The sequence below is a fragment of the Pseudomonas baetica genome, assembly GCF_051216495.1.
GTDB lineage: Bacteria > Pseudomonadota > Gammaproteobacteria > Pseudomonadales > Pseudomonadaceae > Aquipseudomonas > Aquipseudomonas baetica_B.
Genome location: NZ_JBPKAM010000112.1, coordinates 1 through 18,508, shown reverse-complemented (window position 1 = coordinate 18,508; position 18,508 = coordinate 1). Strand labels below are relative to the sequence as shown.

The following is an 18,508-nucleotide window of genomic DNA, read 5'->3' as shown; positions in this document are numbered from 1 at the left end:
CCACCCTCTTCCTTGAGAAGCGACCTCCCCGATGCTCTCCCTCTCCCCCCCCCCCCCCCCCCCCCCCCCCCCCCCCCCCCCCCCCCCCCCCCCCCCCCCACAGGGAAATGTGGATAGCCACCGATCACCTATCACGCTCATAGCTGGAGTCAACACCGTCAACCCCCTAGAATCGCCCCCACGATTAAAGGAGACGACTTCATGCTGATGGTGATTTCACCCGCCAAGACCCTCGATTACGAAACACCGCCGGCGATCCAGCGCTTTACCCAGCCGCAGTACCTCGACCACTCCCAGGAATTGATCCTGCAATTGCGCGACCTGACGCCCGCGCAGATCAGCGAGTTGATGCACGTCTCCGACAAGATCGGCGGGCTCAACGCTGCGCGCTTCGGCAGCTGGACCCCGGCCTTTACCCCTGAAAACGCCAAACAGGCGTTGCTGGCGTTCAAGGGGGATGTGTACACCGGGTTGAACGCGCAAACCTTCAGCGAAGCCGATTTCGACTACGCCCAACAACATCTGCGCATGCTCTCCGGCCTCTACGGCCTGCTGCGTCCGCTGGACCTGATGCAGCCCTATCGCCTGGAAATGGGCACTAAACTGGCCAATGCCCGTGGCAAGGACCTGTATGCCTTCTGGGGCTCGCGCATCAGCGAGTGGCTGAACGAAGCCTTGGCCGATCAAGGCGATGACGTGTTGCTAAACCTGGCCTCCAACGAGTATTTCTCGGCGGTCAAACGCAACGCCTTGAACGCGCGCATTATCAATACCGAGTTCAAGGACCTGAAGAACGGCCAGTACAAGATCATCAGTTTCTACGCGAAAAAGGCCCGGGGCATGATGAGCCGCTTCGTTATTGAAGAGCGCATCAACGACCCCGCCGCGCTCAAGCAGTTCGACGTGCAAGGCTATCGCTACAGTGCCGAGCAATCCAAACCGGACAATTTGGTGTTCCTGCGCGATCACGCCCCCGAATGATGAATCAGGTCGGCGCACGCTCGCAAAATACTGCGCGCGCCGACTGTTGATTGACGCCATTTCCCCCGCCTATATCGCCATTTTTATGGCGCCAAAAATACATCGATCAACTTTTTAACTTTAGTTTCACTCGACGACGATCTTTTTTTTCAGTAGTGGCACTGAAAATTTTTATCGGTAGTGGCAAAAAACTATCCCATCCAATAATCCGCCTATATATAAAGGGCGAAATGGCAAGTGCTATCAATATGAGAGCAGTGCCATCTTTTTCAATATTTCAAGAAATTTCAGAATTCGCGATGGGCGGATCGGAACTATGTCTGAATGCACCGCTCATACCACCCGTAACGATTCTCACGGTATCTGTAGGAGAAGACTTACGCAGAACAGGGACTCATATAACGAAGTTGCAGCCTCAACTTTCACGGATCATTCCCTGATTTGGGCAACACAGTAAGGACAGGAGATAAACGATGATGACTATCCCCTACAGGGCCAAGGCAGCGCCCCTATAAACGTGCTCACCCGAGCATGCAAACGCTTGACCCACGGGCTTTTTGCCTGACATCGAGCGCACAAGAACATTGCACGAATATCTTCGGAACTGAGGATCTGCCGCATAACAGGGCAAGTCATAACAATAAGCCCAAGTTGCGCACACCTTGAGTGCACTTAATTTAGACACTCGGAACTTTAATGCCACTACAGGGTATTGCTACGCCTGTCAGGCGCACTTCCAAGTGCATTACAACTGCTGAACACCAGAACTCTGGCCATTTAATGGCTTGATGAATTACAGGCTTGATAACTGAGAGGTAATTGCGATGCGCATCAGCATATTTGGTTTGGGTTACGTTGGCGCGGTATGTGCCGGTTGCCTGTCTGCACGGGGCCATGACGTCGTCGGCGTCGATGTTGCCAAAGACAAGATCGATATGATCAACGCAGGCAAATCGCCAATCGTTGAACCGGGTCTGGGCGAACTTCTGGCCCAAGGTATTCAGACGGGTCGTCTGCGCGGTACCACCAACTTCGCCGAAGCGATTCGTGATACCGACCTGTCGATGATTTGTGTCGGCACGCCAAGCAAGAAGAACGGCGACCTGGAACTGAACTACATCGAAGCCGTGTGCCGCGAAATCGGTTTTGTCCTGCGTGACAAGACCACCCGCCACACCATCGTGGTGCGCAGCACCGTTCTGCCGGGCACTGTCGCAAACGTTGTCATCCCGATTCTCGAAGACTGCTCCGGCAAGAAGGCCGGCGTTGATTTCGGTGTGGCCGTGAACCCTGAGTTCCTGCGTGAAAGCACCGCCATCGCCGACTACGACCAGCCGCCGATGACCGTGATCGGCGAGTTCGACAAGGCCTCGGGCGATGTTCTGCAATCGCTGTACGAAGAGCTCGACGCACCGATCATCCGCAAGGACATCGCCGTCGCCGAGATGATCAAGTACACCTGCAACGTGTGGCACGCCGCCAAGGTGACCTTCGCCAACGAGATCGGCAACATCGCCAAGGCTGTCGGCGTCGACGGTCGTGAAGTGATGGACGTGGTCTGCCAGGACAAGACCCTGAACCTGTCCCAGTACTACATGCGCCCGGGCTTCGCCTTCGGCGGTTCCTGCCTGCCAAAGGACGTGCGCGCCCTGACCTACCGCGCCGGTTCGCTGGACGTGGAAGCCCCGCTGCTCAACTCGCTGATGCGCAGCAACGAGTCCCAGGTGCAGAACGCCTTCGACATCGTCTCCAGCCACGAAAAACGCAAAGTCGCCCTGCTGGGCCTGAGCTTCAAGGCCGGTACCGATGACCTGCGCGAAAGCCCGCTGGTCGATCTGGCGGAAATGCTGATCGGCAAGGGTTACGACCTGAACATCTACGACAGCAACGTCGAGTACGCCCGCGTTCACGGTGCGAACAAGGACTACATCGAGTCGAAGATTCCTCACGTTTCCTCGCTGCTCAACTCCGACTTCGACGCTGTGATCAACAACGCCGACGTGATCATCCTCGGCAACCGTGACGAGAAATTCCGCGCCCTGGTGCAGGAAGTTCCCCACGGCAAGCAGGTAATCGACCTGGTGGGCTTCATGTCCCAAGCCACCAGCGCGACAAGCCGCGCCGAAGGCATCTGCTGGTAAGCCCCCTGTAGGAGCGAGCTTGCTCGCGATGCACCCGAGAACACCGCTGGGTATCAGGTACCCAGCGTCATCGTTGGCGACCATCGCGAGCTTGCTCGCTCCTACATGTTTACGCCTGCCTTAACCCGAGATCGAGACGGATGCAAATTATGCTCAGGCTAAAGCACGGCCTGCTCCAGGCCGCCGGTTGGCTGTTTTATCTAAGTTTGCTGATGGGCCTCGCCGTGGCGTTGCCTGTCTCCACCTTCGACCCCGAGTCGAAGGACTTCATTTTCCTGATCGGTATCGTCGGTATCTGGCGCTACTCGATGGGGGCCACGCACTTTCTGCGCGGCATGCTGTTTCTGTACGTGGTCTACCCGCACCTGCGGCGCAAAGTGCGCAAGCTGGGCAAGGCGGCGGACCCGTCTCACGTATTCCTGATGGTCACCAGTTTCCGGATTGATGCGCTGACCACCGCGCAGGTCTACAGCTCGGTGATTCGCGAAGCCATCGACTGCGACCTGCCGACCACCGTGGTCTGCTCCATCGTGGAAATGTCCGATGAGCTGCTGGTCAAAAGCCTGTGGAAGCGGATGAACCCGCCGGCCCGGGTCAAGCTCGACTTCGTGCGCATTCCCGGCACCGGCAAGCGCGATGGCCTGGCCTACGGTTTCCGCGCCATCTCCCGTCATCTGCCGGACGACCGCGCAGTCGTGGCGGTGATCGACGGCGACACCGTGCTCGGCGAAGGCGTGGTGCGCAAGACCGTGCCGTGGTTCCAGCTGTTCGGCAACGTCGGTGGCCTGACCACCAACGAGTTCTGCGAAGTGCGCGGCGGCTACATCATGAGCGAATGGCACAAGCTGCGCTTCGCCCAACGTCACATCAACATGTGCTCGATGGCCCTGTCCAAGCGCGTGCTGACCATGACCGGGCGGATGTCGGTGTTCCGTGCCACCGTGGTCACCAACCCGGAATTCATCGCCGACGTGGAAAGCGACTCGCTGCAGCACTGGCGCCTGGGTCGTTTCAAATTCCTCACGGGCGACGACAAGTCCAGCTGGTTCAGCCTGATGCGCCTGGGCTACGACACCTTCTACGTGCCCGATGCCGCGATCAACACCGTCGAGCATCCACCGGAAAAGAGCTTCATCAAAGCCAGTCGCAAGCTGATGTTCCGCTGGTACGGCAACAACCTGCGGCAGAACTCCCGTGCCCTGGGCCTGGGGATCAAGCGCCTCGGTGCGTTCACCTCGGTGGTGCTGTTCGATCAGCGCGTGTCGATGTGGACCTCCCTGCTGGGCCTGACCGTGGCGTTGATTGCCAGCTTCAAGTACGGCACCGCGTTCATCCTGGTCTACCTGCTGTGGATCGGCATCACCCGCCTGATCCTGACCCTGTTGCTGTCCTGCTCCGGCCACCGGATCGGCCCGGCCTACCCGGCGATTCTCTATTACAACCAGATCGTCGGCGCCCTGGTGAAGATCTACGTGTTCTTCCGCCTCGACCAACAGTCCTGGACTCGCCAACCCACTTCTCTGTCCCGTGATCTCGCCAGCTTTCAACGTTGGTTCAACACCTGGTCGTCTCGGACCATGACCTTCTCCGCCGGCAGCATTTTTGTCGCCGTGCTGCTGATGATGGTCTGACCGAACTCGCCTGAATTAACTAGGAAAACGCCCTTATGAATACCGCCGTCAACGCCAATGTAGTGCACGAATCCGAAGCCCAGCGCCAACACGCCCGGGTCAAAATTCCGGCCAAGCTACGTTTCTTTGGTCCCGACCGTACACCGGTCGAAGCGCGAGTGATCGACCTGTCTGCCGGTGGCCTGGCCTTCAATGCCGGACACCTGCCACTCAAGACCGGCGACGTGTACAAGGCCCGCCTGCAATTCATCATCGACAACCTTGGCCTGGCCATGGACGTCGAACTGCAAGTGCGCTCCTACGATCGCGAAACCGGCCGCACCGGTTGCCAGTTCCAGAACCTGGAACCACGTGACATTTCGACCCTGCGTCACTTGATCACCTCGCACCTGGCCGGCGACATCGTCAGCATCGGCGAGGTGCTGGCGACCCTGCAGCGCGACAACTTCACCAAGGCGCGCAAGATGAAGGACGGCGGCCATGGCATGAGCGCGTTCGGGCGCATGAAAGCCGTGACCTTCAGCCTGGGGATTTTCGTCGTCGGCCTGGCCGCGTTCGGTTTCATCTTCAAATCGGTGTACGGCATGTACTTCGTCAGCCACGCCCAGGCCGGCCTGGTCAGCGTGGCGGGCGTGAACATCACCATGCCTCGCGACGGCACCGTACAGAGCCTGGTCAAAGCCGACGGCGTGGCCGCCAAAGGCGCTCCGCTGGCGACTTTCAGCACCAGCATGCTCGACGTACTCAAGGGCCACCTGCAAGACGATCAACTGGCACCGGCCAAGGTCGAGGAGCTGTTCGGCAAGCAAATGACCGGCACCCTGACCTCGCCGTGCGATTGCACCGTGGGCCAGCAACTGGTTGCCAACGGTCAGTACGCCAGCAAGGGTGACGTGATCTTCCAACTGGTGCCGCGCAACACCGAAGCCAATGTTGAAGCGCGCTTCTCCTACCGTCAGTTCGGCGACGTGCTGCCCGGCACCGCCGTGCGCTTCCAGGTCGCCGGTGAAGACAAGACCCGCACCGGCAAGATCGTCAGCAGCACCAGCCTGAAAAGCGCTGACCTGTCTTCTGACATCCGTGTCCTGATCCAGCCGGACGAAGCCCTGGACAGCACCCTCGCCGGCCGTCCGGTGGAAGTGAACAGCGACCGTGGCCCGAACCTGAGCTGGCTGATCGACAAAGCCATGGCAGCTGGTCTGTAACCGGAGGACATGCCTGTGACGACTCCTACCCTCAACACACCGCCGACCCTGTGGGAGCGAGCCTGCTCGCGAACCGGTCAACTCGGTTTGTCTGATGCACCGCGCCGTCTGCTTCGCGAGCAGGCTCGCTCCCACATGGGTTCTCTGTGTGCAGTGGCATTGGCGGTGAGCCTCGCCGGCTGCGCCGGCCTGCCCGACCAACGCCTGGCCAATGAAGCGCTCAAGCGTGGCGACACCGCCACCGCTGCGGCGAACTATCAGCAATTGGCAGACCTGGGTTACAGCGAAGCCCAGGTTGGCCTGGCCGACATTCAGGTGGACAGCCGCGACCCGGCGCAGATGAAACAGGCCGAGGCGACCTATCGCGCCGCGGCCAGCGTTTCGCCGCGCGCCCAGGCACGTCTGGGCCGCCTGCTGGTGGCCAAGCCCGGCGCTACCGAAGCCGAGCATCTCGAAGCCGAAGGCCTGTTGAAAAAGGCGTCCGCCGCCGGCGAAGGCAACACCTTGATTCCGCTGGCGATGCTGTACCTGCAATTCCCGCACAGCTTCCCCAACGTCGACGCCCAGAAGCAGATCAGCCAATGGCGCGCCGAAGGCAAACCGGAAGCAGGCCTGGCGCAAGTACTGCTGTATCGCACCCAGGGCACCTACGACCAGCATCTGGATGACGTGGAAACCATCTGCAAGGCCTCGCTCAACACCACCGACATCTGCTACGTCGAGCTGGCCACGGTCTATCAGAAGAAGGCTCAGCCGGAGCAACAGGCCGAGCTGATCAAGCAACTGCAAGCCGCCCATAGTCGCGGCATGGTGTCGGCGCAACGGGTCGACAGCGTCGCTCGCGTGTTGGCCGATCCGACCCTGGGCAAGACCGATGAAAAAACCGCGCAGTCGCTGCTCGAACCTATCGCCCCGGGCTACCCGGCGTCGTGGGTCACCCTCGCGCAATTGATCTATGACTTCCCCGAACTGGGCGATGTCGACCAGATGATGAAGTACCTGGACAACGGCCGCGCCGCTGACCAGCCCCGCGCCGAACTGTTGCTGGGCAAGCTCTACTACGAAGGCAAAATGGTCCCGGCCGACGCCAAGGTCGCCGAGGAACATTTCCAGAAAGCCGTCGGCCGTGAAGTCGCCGCCGATTATTACCTCGGCCAGATCTACCGCCGCGGCTACCTGGGCAAGGTCTATCCGCAGAAGGCCCTGGACCACCTGCTGACCGCTGCGCGCAACGGCCAGAACAGTGCCGACTTCGCCATTGCCCAACTGTTTTCCCAGGGCAAAGGCACCAAGCCTGACCCACTCAACGCCTACGTGTTCAGCCAGCTCGCCAAAGCCCAGAACACCCCGCAAGCCACCGAGCTTGCACAAACACTCGAAGCCCAACTGCCACCTGCGCAATTGGCCGAAGCCCAACGCCTGTTGAAACAGGAACAGGCCGTTCGCGGTGCCTTGAGCCAGAACACGCCACAGCTGCAGGCCCTGCAAGAAGACGGCGAGGAAGCCCTATGAAATTGAATCCATTCATGAAGGCCGGTATCGGCCTGACGTTCGCAATGATCTGGTCGTGCCCGACGCTGGCGGCGATGACCGAAGAAACCAAAAACTTTGGCCTGGACGTGAAAATCACCGGCCAGTTCGAAGACGACCGCGACCTGGGCACCGCCAGTGGCGGTGATGTCAATGGCGTCGGCCTTGACCTGCGCCCTTGGGTCTATGGCGAAAGCGGCGCGTGGAGCGCCTTCGCCATGGGTCAGGCCGTGACGTCCACCGACATCATCGAGACCGACACCCTGCAACAATCCGATGGCGCGCAGAACACTGACAACGGTGATCGCGAAACCAAGAAAAACTACCTGGCCATGCGCGAGTTCTGGGTCGGCTACAGCGGCTTCACGCCCTACCCCGGCGAGATCCTCAAGTTCGGCCGCCAGCGCCTGCGCAACGACGACGGCCAATGGCGCGACACCAACATCGAAGCCCTGAACTGGACCTTCGACACCACCCTGCTGCGCGCCAACGTCGGTGTCGCCGAACGCTTCAGCGAGTACCGCACCGACTTGAAAGAGCTGGCGCCCGAGGACAAGGATCGCCTGCACGCCTATGCCGATGCGGCGTATCAGTGGACGCCCGGCAACTGGGTCGGCATTCGCGGTCATCACACCCACGATGACGGCAAGCTCGACTACCCGACCCCGGGTGAGCCCAGCGATTCGCTGGACAAGAAACAGAACGGCGACATCAGCTGGCTGGGCCTGACCGCCGACAGCGACGCCTACAACTGGCGCAACACCAACACCCTCAACTACTGGGGCAGCATCACCGGCATGAGCGGCGACCGCGACACGGTCAACCCGTTGAACGCCGATGGCACCGCACCGGCGCAAGCCAAGCGCAGCGGCGATGTCGACGGCTGGGCCACCGATCTGGGCGTACGTCTGCGCCTCGATCCGCAGTGGCAAGTCGGTGCGGCTTACGCCCGCGCCAGCGAAGACTATGAACAGAACGGCCTGGAAAGTAACCGCTCGAACTTCACCGGTACCCGCTCGCGGGTGCACCGCTTCGGCGAAGCCTTCCGTGGCGAAATGAACAACCTGCAAACCGCCACGCTGTTCGGTTCCTGGATGCTCAACGACGAATACGACGCCAGCCTGATCTACCACAAGTTCTGGCGTGTCGACGGCAACAAGCCAGTGGGCAGCAACGGCATCGACGCAGTGCAGAACAACACCGATGACGTGACCGGCGCCGTGCTGTCCAGCACCTCGCTGCCGCTCAACGATGGCGAAAAAGACATGGGTCAGGAAATGGACCTGGTGGTCACCAAGTACTTCAAGCAAGGCCTGTTGCCGGCTTCGCTGAGCCAGGCGGTCGACGAACCTTCGGCCCTGGTGCGCTTCCGTGGTGGCGTGTTCAAGCCGGGTGACGCCTATGGCAAAGAAGTCGATTCGTACATGCACCGCGCGTTCATCGACGTGATCTGGCGCTTCTGATGCACATTGCGAAGGGAGTCTCCCGGATGAATCATCTAGCCATGAAAGGCTCGATCAGCCTGTTGGCCAGCGCGATGCTGCTGGCCAGCGCGACTGCCTTCGCCAATGTGGAGCCGGCCGCCAAGCCGGCCACCCTGGCCAAGGAACTGCAGCAGGCCAAGACCTACACCGTCAGCAGCGCACCGACCGCGCCGCTGGAACTGGCCACGCCGAAACTGCCGGATCTTTCGGGCTACACCGCCGAGGCCGTCGCCGCGAAGGTCGTGCGCAGCAAGGCCGGCAAAGTCAGCGTGCGTCGGATGATGCAGGAAGACGCCCTGAAGGACTTCATCGGCGGCGACAACAAGATGGCCGAGTGGGTGGTGCGTCAGCACGGCATCCCCCAGGCGATCTTCGTCGACGACGGTTACATGAACCTCAAGGACGTGGCGAAGAAGCAGCCCAAGTACGTCATCGAAACCTCGCCGGGCGTATTCCTGGCGAAGTTGCCGATCGTGGTCGGCCGTCACGGCATCCTCGAAATCGACAAGCAGACCCAGGAACTGCGCCTGTCCCAGGAGGCCGGTTCGTTCCTGGTCAACGACGGCCAACTCTTTGTGCGCGACACCAAAATCACCGGCTGGCGCGAGAAGGACAACGGCCCGGCGACGTTCAACTCGCCCAAGGAATTCCGTCCGTTCCTGCTGGCCTGGGGTGGCACCGAGACCTACATCGCCAACAGCAAGATCGCCAGCTTCGGCTACGCCAACAGTAAGTCCTACGGCGTGAGTATTTCCCAGTACACGCCGAACATGGCCAAGGTGCTCAAGCGCCCTGAACCGACCGGCTGGATCGTCGGTTCCGAGTTCTCGGACATGTGGTACGGCTTTTACTGCTATGAAACCCGCGACTTCGTGGTCAAGGGCAACACCTACAAAGACAACATCGTCTACGGCATCGACCCGCACGACCGTTCGCACGGTCTGATCATTGCCGAGAACACGGTGTACGGAACCAAGAAGAAGCACGGGATCATTATTTCCCGTGAGGTCAACGACAGCTTCATCTTCAACAACCGCACCTACGACAACAAGTTGTCCGGCATCGTGATCGACCGTAACAGTGTCAACAACCTGATCGCCCACAACGAGGTCTACCAGAACCACACCGACGGCATCACCCTCTACGAGAGTGCCGACAACCTATTGTGGGGCAACAAGGTGCTGAGCAACCGTCGCCACGGCATCCGCATTCGTAACAGCGTGAACATTCGCCTGTACGAAAACGTCGCCATGGCCAACGGCTTGACCGGCGTCTACGGGCACATCAAGGACCTCACCAACACCGACCGTGACATCAAGCTCGACCCGTTCGACGCCCAGGTGTCGCTGATCGTGGTCGGCGGTGAACTGGCGGCCAACGGCAGCGGCCCGCTGTCCATCGACTCACCGTTGAGCGTGGAGCTTTACCGCGTGTCCATGCTCGCACCGACCAAATCCAGCGGCATCAGCTTCTCGGGGATTCTCGGCGAGCGCCAGGATGAAATTCTCGACCTGCTGGTGCGCCAGCAGAAAGCCGTGCTGATCGACCCTGTCGAGCGCCAGACCGAAATGCGGGACTGAGGATAATTTTATGCACCCACACCTGATCAAATTACTCAGCCTATCGGCCCTGACCGCCGGCATTCTCGCCGCCAGCTCCAGTGCGCGCGCCGATGAAGTCCAAGCGCCCAAGTTCAGCGCCGAGCCGTGCTGCAGCCTGTGCCCGGCCGCCCACGATCCGAAGAACTACACCACCCGATATCAGCAGAACTTCACCACCCTGGTGCAGGCTCAGGGCGATTGGTTGTTCCGTACACAGGAAGACTTGCGCACCGAATTCGACACCACCCCCGCCGGATACAAACGCATGAAGCAGCTGCACGATGCGTTCAAGAGCAAGGGCGTGGAGCTGGTCGTCGTTTACCAGCCGACCCGTGGCCTGGTGAACCGCAACAAGTTGAATCCGGCGGAGAAAGCCAGCTTCGATTTCGACAAGGCGCTGCGCAACTACAAGACCATGCTCGGCCGTTTCGCGCAGATGGGCTATGTCGTGCCGGACCTGTCGCCGCTGACCAACGAGTCGCTGCCCGACACCCTGCCGGCCCATGATTTCTACTTCCGCGGCGACCAGCACTGGACTCCGTATGGCGCCCAGCGCACGGCGAAAATCGTCGCGGAAAAGGTCAAGCAGATCCCGGCCTTCGCCGACATTCCCAAGCGTGAATTCGAGACCCACAAGTCGGGTCGCATGGGCAAGACCGGAACATTGCACAACATGGCCGGTCAACTCTGTGGCACCAGCTACGCGATCCAGTACATGGATCAATTCACCACAGAGCCCAAGGGCGAAGCGGGCGATGGCGACCTGTTCGGCGATTCCGGCAACCCGCAAATCACCCTCGTGGGCACCTCCCACAGTGGCAAGAACTACAACTTCGCCGGTTTCCTCGAAGAGGCCATCGGCGCCGACATTCTCAACGTGGCGTTCCCCGGCGGCGGCCTGGAAGGTTCGATGCTGCAGTACCTGGGCAGCGACGAGTTCCAGAAGAACCCGCCGAAGATTCTCATCTGGGAATTCTCGCCGCTCTATCGCCTCGACCAGGAAACCATCTACCGCCAGATGATGGCGCTGCTGGACAACGGTTGCGAAGGCAAGGATGCACAGATGTCCGGCAGCACCACGCTGAAACCGGGCAAAAACGAACTGATGGTCAACAGCAAAAACCTCGACCTGCGCAACAGCAGTCACCAGGTCGATATCCGCTTCGCCGATACCTCGGTGAAAACCCTGCAAGCCACCCTCTGGTACATGAACGGGCGCCACGAGGACATCAAGATCGATAAACCGGAAACCTCCGAAACCGACGGACGTTTCGCCTTCGAGTTGCGCACGGACGAAGACTGGGCCTCGCAGAACCTGCTAGCCGTTGAAATCCAGGGGCCTGAAAAAGCAGGCGCCGCGCCACAGAAGGTCGACGCGAAAATCTGCAAACGCAACGTATTCCCGGGCGCGGAGCAGCGTACTGCTTCGCTCGGGCAATGAGGTCTGCCATGCGATATCCGAAACTTGCAACACTGACACTGTTGAGCCTGGCGATGTTCGCCGGAGCGACACAAGCGGCCGCGCCCCTGCGTCCGCCCCAGGGTTACTTCGCGCCAATCGAAAAAGTCAAAACCGGTGACAAAAGCGAAGGCTGCGAGGCCGTGCCGACGCCCTACACCGGCTCGCTGCAATTTCGCAGCAAGTACGAAGGCTCGGACAAGGCCCGCGCGACCCTGAACGTGCAATCGGAAAAAGCCTTCCGCGACAGCACCGCCGACATCACCAAAATCGAGCGCGGTACCAGCAAGCGGGTGATGCAGTTCATGCGTGACGGTCGCCCGGAACAACTGGAGTGCACGTTGAACTGGTTGGCTACTTGGGCTCGGGCGGACGCGTTGATGTCCAAGGACTTCAACCATACCGGCAAGTCCATGCGCAAATGGGCACTGGGCAGCATGGCGTCGTCGTACATTCGCCTGAAGTTCTCCGACTCCCATCCGCTGGCCAACCACCAGCAGGAGTCGCAACTGATCGAAGCCTGGTTCAGCAAAATGGCCGACCAGGTGGTCAGCGACTGGGACAACCTGCCGCTGGACAAGACCAACAACCATTCGTACTGGGCCGCCTGGTCGGTGATGGCGACCTCCGTCGCCACCAACCGCCGCGACCTGTTCGATTGGGCGGTGAAGGAATACAAGGTCGGCGCCAACCAGGTCGACGCCGACGGCTACCTGCCCAACGAACTCAAGCGCCAGCAACGCGCCCTCGCCTACCACAACTACGCCCTGCCGCCGCTGGCGATGATCGCCAGTTTCGCCCAGGTCAATGGTGTGGATCTGCGCCAGGAAAACAACGGCGCATTGAAACGCCTGGGGGATCGCGTGCTCGCCGGGGTGAAAGACCCGGATCAGTTCGAAAAGAAAAACGGTAAAGAGCAGGACATGACCGACTTGAAAGAGGACATGAAATTCGCCTGGCTCGAACCGTTCTGCACGCTCTACACCTGCTCGGCGGATGTGCTGCAGAAGAAGCACAAGATGCAACCGTTCAAGACCTTCCGCCTGGGGGGTGACCTGACCAAGGTCTACGACCCGGCCAATGAAAAAGGCAACAAGGGTTCTTAGGACAAACACAAATCCCTGTAGGAGCCGAGCTTGCTCGCGATCGCGGTCTGACATTCAACACAGATGTCGACTGACACTCCGTCATCGCGAGCAAGCTCGGCTCCTACAGGGATCGGTGTCGGGTTTGAGATTTGTGTAATGCCCCCCGGTTTTCTATGGGGGGTTTTGGGGGGCCGTTGGCCCTTGAATGTTGGTTAAACAAGGAGAGATCGGGATGGTTTTTTCGTCCAACGTATTCCTGTTTTTGTTCTTGCCGATCTTTCTCGGCTTGTACTACCTGAGCGGGCAACGCTATCGCAATTTGCTGCTGCTGATCGCCAGCTACGTGTTCTACGCCTGGTGGCGTGTGGACTTCCTGGCGCTGTTCGCGGCCGTCACCGTCTGGAACTACTGGATCGGCCTGAAGGTTGGTGCCACCGGGGTCAAGACCAAACCGGCGCAGCGCTGGCTGCTGCTCGGCGTGGCCGTCGACCTGTGCATCCTCGGTTACTTCAAGTACGCCAACTTCGGCGTCGACAGCATCAACGCCATGATGACGTCCGTGGGCCTGGAACCGTTCATCCTGACCCACGTGCTGTTGCCGATCGGTATCTCGTTCTACATCTTCGAGTCCATCAGCTACATCATCGACGTCTACCGTGGCGACACCCCGGCGACCCGCAACCTGATCGACTTCGCGGCGTTCGTGGCGATCTTCCCGCACCTGATCGCCGGCCCGGTTTTGCGTTTCCGCGACCTGGCCGACCAGTTCAACAACCGCACCCACACCCTCGACAAATTCTCCGAGGGCTGCACGCGGTTCATGCAGGGTTTCATCAAGAAAGTCTTCATCGCCGACACCCTGGCGGTGGTGGCCGACCATTGCTTCGCCCTGCAAAACCCAACCACGGGCGATGCCTGGCTCGGCGCTTTGGCGTACACCGCGCAGCTGTATTTCGACTTCTCCGGCTACAGCGACATGGCCATCGGCTTGGGCCTGATGATGGGTTTCCGCTTCATGGAAAACTTCAAGCAGCCCTACGTCAGCCAGTCGATCACCGAGTTCTGGCGCCGCTGGCACATCAGCCTGTCCACCTGGCTGCGTGACTACCTGTACATCACCCTGGGCGGCAACCGCAAAGGCACGCTGATGACCTATCGCAACCTGTTCCTGACCATGCTGCTCGGTGGTCTGTGGCACGGCGCGAACATCACCTACATCGTCTGGGGTGCGTGGCACGGCATGTGGCTGGCGATTGAAAAAGCCATCGGCCTGAACACCACGCCGCGCAGCTTCAACCCGATCCGCTGGGCGCTGACCTTCCTGCTGGTGGTGATGGGCTGGGTGATCTTCCGTGCCGAGAACCTGCACGTGGCCGGTCGGATGTACGGCGCCATGTTCAGCTTCGGTGACTGGTCGCTGTCGGAGCTCAACCAGGCCAACCTCACCGGCTTGCAGGTGGCAACCCTGATCGTGGCTTACGTGACCCTGGCGTTTTTTGGCCTGCGCGATTTCTACACCAATCAGCCGCCGGTCAAGACCAAGCCTGAAGTGAATATCGACGGTCCAGCGGGCGCAACCACCGGAACGATCAAAGCCGTGCCTGGGGATAACCCGGCCAGCATCCACCAGCCTGGCTACACCGTCGGCGTCGAAGCCCAGGTGCAACCGGCCTACTGGACTGCTGACTGGTCGCGCTACGTGATGCGTGCCCTGGTGCTGCTGCTGTTCATCGCTTCGATTCTCAAACTCTCGGCGCAGAGCTTCTCGCCGTTCCTTTACTTCCAGTTCTGAGGGATCTGATCATGACCCGCTCATTACGCATCTTCTACATCGCCCTGTTTCTGCTGACGCTACTGGCCCTGGGCCTGTGGTCGGTTCGCAGCTTCCTGGGCTTCAGCACCAACGCCGACGCGACGGTGCTCAACGGCCGCTGGACCAAGGCGGTGGAGACGCACTACGACGACGAGTTCCCGATCAAGCGCCTGGGCACCAACCTCTGGGCCGCACTGGATTTCAAACTGTTCAACGAAGGTCGTCCGGGCGTGGTGCTCGGTCGCGACCAGTGGTTGTACAGCGATGAAGAATTCCACCCGGTCGTCAACGAAGAGCTGAACCTGCAAGGCAACTACGCGCTGGTCGAAGGCGTGCGCCAGACCCTGAAAGCCAAAGGCGTGCAACTGGTGATGGCGGTGGTGCCGGCCAAGGTGCGCCTGTACCCGGAACACCTCGGCGAGGTGAAACCGGCCAGCATCCACGCCAATTTGTACAAGGACTTCCACCAGCGCCTGGCGGCCGACCGGATTCCGGCACCGGACCTGCTCGGCCCGTTGCAAGCGGCCAAAAACGACGGCAAGCAGGTGTTCCTGCGCACCGACACTCACTGGACCCCGGAAGGCGCCGAGATCGCCGCCAACCGCCTGGCCAAAACCATTGCCGACAAGTTCCCGCTGAGCGGCGAACCGCAGGACTTCGTCACCGAGCCTGCGGAGAAGATCACACACAAGGGCGACCTGCGTCTGTTCCTGCCGCTGGACCCGCTGTTCGAAAACATGATGCCGGCGCAAGAGCCGCTGCAAAAGCGCAACACCGTGGCCGCTGGCGATCAGCCTGCCGGTGACGATGCCTTGTTCGCCAACACCGAAGTACCGGTAGCGCTGATCGGCACCAGCTACAGCGCCAACCCCAACTGGAACTTCGTCGGCGCACTCAAGCAAGCCCTGCGCAGCGACGTGGTCAATTACGCCGAAGACGGCCACGGCCCGATCCTGCCAATGCTCAGTTACCTGAAAAGTGACGCTTTCAAGAACAGCCCGCCTCAGGTGCTGATCTGGGAGTTTCCTGAACGATATCTGCCTGTGAACAACGAAATCGGCGACGCCGACCCGCAGTGGGTCGCAGAGCTTAAACAAGCCGGCGCCCGCCAACAAAACGTAGCAATCAACACTAAATCCGAGACGCCCGACCGGGCGCAAAACTGAAAGAGAGAGGTACTTCCATGACTTTCACGACTACTCCTCGTCGTCTCGCCAAGACCTTTGCACTGGTTGCTGGTATGAGTGTGCTCTCGATGCAGGCCTTCGCCGCTGGCGATGCTGCGTTGTACGGCCCGACCGCCCCGAAAGGCTCGACCTTCGTGCGCATCTACAACGCCGGCAACGCCGAAGTCAGCGCCACCGTTGGCAGCACCAACCTGAGCGACGTCGCGCCGTTGTCCAGCAGTGATTTCAGCTTCATGCCGGGCGGCGACTACAGCGCCAAGGTCGGCAGCCAGACGCTGCCGGTGAAACTGGCCGGTGACCACTATTACACCCTGGTCAACAACGCCAGCGGCGCGCCGCAACTGATCGAAGAGCCGCCGTTCAAGAACAAACAGAAATCCCTGGTCCGTGTGCAGAACCTCAGCGACAAGGCGCTGACCCTGAAGACCGCCGATGGCAAGACCGACGTAGTGCCGAACGTGGCTCCCAAGGGCCGTGGCGAGCGTGAAATCAACCCGGTGAAAGTCAGCCTGGCGCTATACGATGGTGCAACGAAAGTCGGCGACGTGAAACCGGTCGCCCTGGAACGCGGTGAAGCCGCGGTGCTGTACGTCACCGGCAGCGGCAGCAGCCTGTCGCCAGTCTGGGTAAAACGCCCGGTATCGACGCGCTAAGCACGAGCTATTAGCTACAAGCCACAAGCTTCAAGAAAAGCGCATCTAACTTGCCGCTTGAAGCTTGCAGCATTCAACTGAATTTATAGGAGTTACACCATGATTCCAGTCATCCTCTCCGGTGGTAGCGGTTCACGTCTTTGGCCGCTTTCGCGCAAGCAGTTCCCTAAACAGTTCCTGGCCCTGACCGGCGAACACACCTTGTTCCAGCAAACCCTGGAGCGCCTGGTGTTCGAAGGCATGGACACGCCGATCGTGGTCTGCAACAAGGACCACCGTTTCATCGTCAACGAGCAACTGGCCGCCCGCAAACTGGAAACCCAGCGCATCCTGATGGAACCGTTCGGCCGCAACACCGCACCGGCCGTGGCGCTGACCGCGATGATGCTGGTCAATGAAGGTCGCGACGAGTTGATGCTCGTGCTGCCGGCCGACCACGTCCTCGAAGACCAGAAAGCCCTGCAACGTGCCCTGGCCCTGGCCACCGTCGCCGCCGAAAACGGCGAAATGGTGCTGTTCGGCGTCCCGGCCACCAAACCTGAAACCGGCTACGGCTACATCAAGTCGACCAACGATTCGCTGCTGCCTGAAGGCGTCAGCCGCGTGTCGCACTTCGTCGAAAAACCCGACGTCAAACGCGCCACCGAATACGTCCAGTCCGGCGGTTACTTCTGGAACAGCGGCATGTTCCTGTTCCGCGCCAGCCGCTTCCTGGAAGAGCTGAAAAAGCACGACCCGGACATCTACGACACCTGCCTGCTGACCCTGGAGCGCAGCCAGCAGGACGCCGACTCCGTCACCATTGACGAAGCCACCTTCGCCTGCTGCCCGGACAACTCCATCGACTACTCCGTGATGGAAAAGACCCAGCGTGCCTGCGTCGTGCCGCTGACCGCGGGCTGGAGCGATGTCGGTTGCTGGTCATCGCTGTGGGAGGTCAACCCGAAAGACGCCAACGGCAACGTCACCAAAGGCGACGTGGTGGTCCAGGACAGCCGCAACTGCATGATCCACGGCAACGGCAAACTGGTGTCGGTGATCGGCCTGGAAAACATCGTGGTCGTGGAGACCAAGGACGCCATGATGATCGCGCACAAGGACAAGGTCCAAGGCGTGAAACAGATGGTCAACACCCTCAACGAACAGGGCCGCAGCGAAACCCAGAACCACTGCGAAGTCTACCGTCCGTGGGGTTCCTACGACTCGGTGGACATGGGCGGTCGCTTCCAGGTCAAGCACATCTCGGTCAAACCGGGCGCATGCCTGTCGCTGCAGATGCACCACCACCGCGCCGAACACTGGATCGTCGTCAGCGGCACTGCCGAGGTGACCTGCGATGAGAATGTTTTCCTGCTGACTGAGAACCAGTCGACCTACATCCCGATCGCCTCGGTGCATCGCCTGCGCAACCCGGGCAAGATCCCATTGGAAATCATCGAAGTTCAATCGGGCAGCTACCTGGGCGAGGACGATATCGAGCGGTTCGAAGATATCTACGGTCGCACCACCCCGATCGAGCGTGGCGTGTCGGTGAAAACCATCGCGCAGTAAACCTCTGTAAACCTTGAGCCCCTGACCGACCTGCTGCGTCCCCTATCCGCAGCGGGTTGGTCGGGGGCTTTTTTTTTGAGTTTTGCATTGCCTTAACGGGCCCCCCTCTAGGGGGGAGGGGTGCCCTCCACGTTTTTTTTTTGTTTCTCTCACAAAAACAGAAGGGAAGAACCAAGCTTACCCA

Annotated in this window: 13 protein-coding genes; all 13 read left to right on the top strand. The window is 60.3% G+C overall.

All coding sequences use genetic code 11. The features are described 5' to 3' along the window. The first annotated feature begins 201 nt into the window (after window positions 1–201). Window positions 202–981 (top strand): peroxide stress protein YaaA, encoded by a 780-nt coding sequence (gene yaaA, locus ACSFE6_RS26865; RefSeq protein ID WP_435430429.1) that lies wholly within the window; start codon window positions 202–204, stop codon window positions 979–981. An 824-nt stretch (window positions 982–1,805) separates the two neighbouring features. Continuing rightward, the gene (locus ACSFE6_RS26860) at window positions 1,806–3,122 is read left to right on the top strand and encodes a nucleotide sugar dehydrogenase (protein ID WP_435430428.1); all 1,317 of its coding nucleotides are present in this window, start codon (window positions 1,806–1,808) and stop codon (window positions 3,120–3,122) included. 149 nt (window positions 3,123–3,271) lie between these two features. Next, window positions 3,272–4,753 carry a mannuronan synthase gene (gene alg8, locus ACSFE6_RS26855; RefSeq protein WP_435430427.1) on the top strand — a complete coding sequence of 494 codons (1,482 nt, stop codon included), beginning with the start codon at window positions 3,272–3,274 and terminating at the stop codon, window positions 4,751–4,753. A 35-nt stretch (window positions 4,754–4,788) separates the two neighbouring features. Continuing rightward, the gene (locus ACSFE6_RS26850; protein WP_435430426.1) at window positions 4,789–5,958 is read left to right on the top strand and encodes a PilZ domain-containing protein; all 1,170 of its coding nucleotides are present in this window, start codon (window positions 4,789–4,791) and stop codon (window positions 5,956–5,958) included. A 15-nt stretch (window positions 5,959–5,973) separates the two neighbouring features. Continuing rightward, a complete protein-coding gene (gene algK, locus ACSFE6_RS26845) occupies window positions 5,974–7,470 on the top strand; it encodes an alginate biosynthesis TPR repeat lipoprotein AlgK (protein WP_435430425.1) in 1,497 nt (498 codons plus the stop codon). Next, window positions 7,467–8,951, top strand: a complete 1,485-nt coding sequence (locus ACSFE6_RS26840) for an alginate export family protein (RefSeq protein WP_435430424.1) — start codon at window positions 7,467–7,469, stop codon at window positions 8,949–8,951. Before algK ends, ACSFE6_RS26840 begins: the two co-directional genes overlap by 4 nt. Window positions 8,952–8,977: 26 nt before the next feature. Continuing rightward, window positions 8,978–10,552, top strand: a complete 1,575-nt coding sequence (gene algG, locus ACSFE6_RS26835) for a mannuronan 5-epimerase AlgG (RefSeq protein WP_435430423.1) — start codon at window positions 8,978–8,980, stop codon at window positions 10,550–10,552. A gap of 10 nt (window positions 10,553–10,562) precedes the next feature. After that, entirely contained in the window at window positions 10,563–12,014 is a 1,452-nt protein-coding gene (locus ACSFE6_RS26830; protein ID WP_435430422.1) for an alginate O-acetyltransferase, read from the top strand. A gap of 8 nt (window positions 12,015–12,022) precedes the next feature. Further along, window positions 12,023–13,138, top strand: a complete 1,116-nt coding sequence (locus tag ACSFE6_RS26825) for a mannuronate-specific alginate lyase (protein ID WP_435430421.1) — start codon at window positions 12,023–12,025, stop codon at window positions 13,136–13,138. A 214-nt stretch (window positions 13,139–13,352) separates the two neighbouring features. Next, a complete protein-coding gene (locus ACSFE6_RS26820) occupies window positions 13,353–14,912 on the top strand; it encodes an MBOAT family O-acyltransferase (RefSeq protein ID WP_435430420.1) in 1,560 nt (519 codons plus the stop codon). A gap of 11 nt (window positions 14,913–14,923) precedes the next feature. Beyond that, window positions 14,924–16,099 (top strand): alginate O-acetyltransferase, encoded by a 1,176-nt coding sequence (locus tag ACSFE6_RS26815; protein ID WP_435430419.1) that lies wholly within the window; start codon window positions 14,924–14,926, stop codon window positions 16,097–16,099. Window positions 16,100–16,116: 17 nt separating this feature from the next. Next, the gene (locus ACSFE6_RS26810) at window positions 16,117–16,773 is read left to right on the top strand and encodes an alginate O-acetyltransferase AlgF (RefSeq protein WP_435430418.1); all 657 of its coding nucleotides are present in this window, start codon (window positions 16,117–16,119) and stop codon (window positions 16,771–16,773) included. A gap of 99 nt (window positions 16,774–16,872) precedes the next feature. Further along, window positions 16,873–18,324, top strand: a complete 1,452-nt coding sequence (locus ACSFE6_RS26805) for a mannose-1-phosphate guanylyltransferase/mannose-6-phosphate isomerase (protein WP_435430417.1) — start codon at window positions 16,873–16,875, stop codon at window positions 18,322–18,324. The last annotated feature ends 184 nt before the right edge of the window (window positions 18,325–18,508 follow it).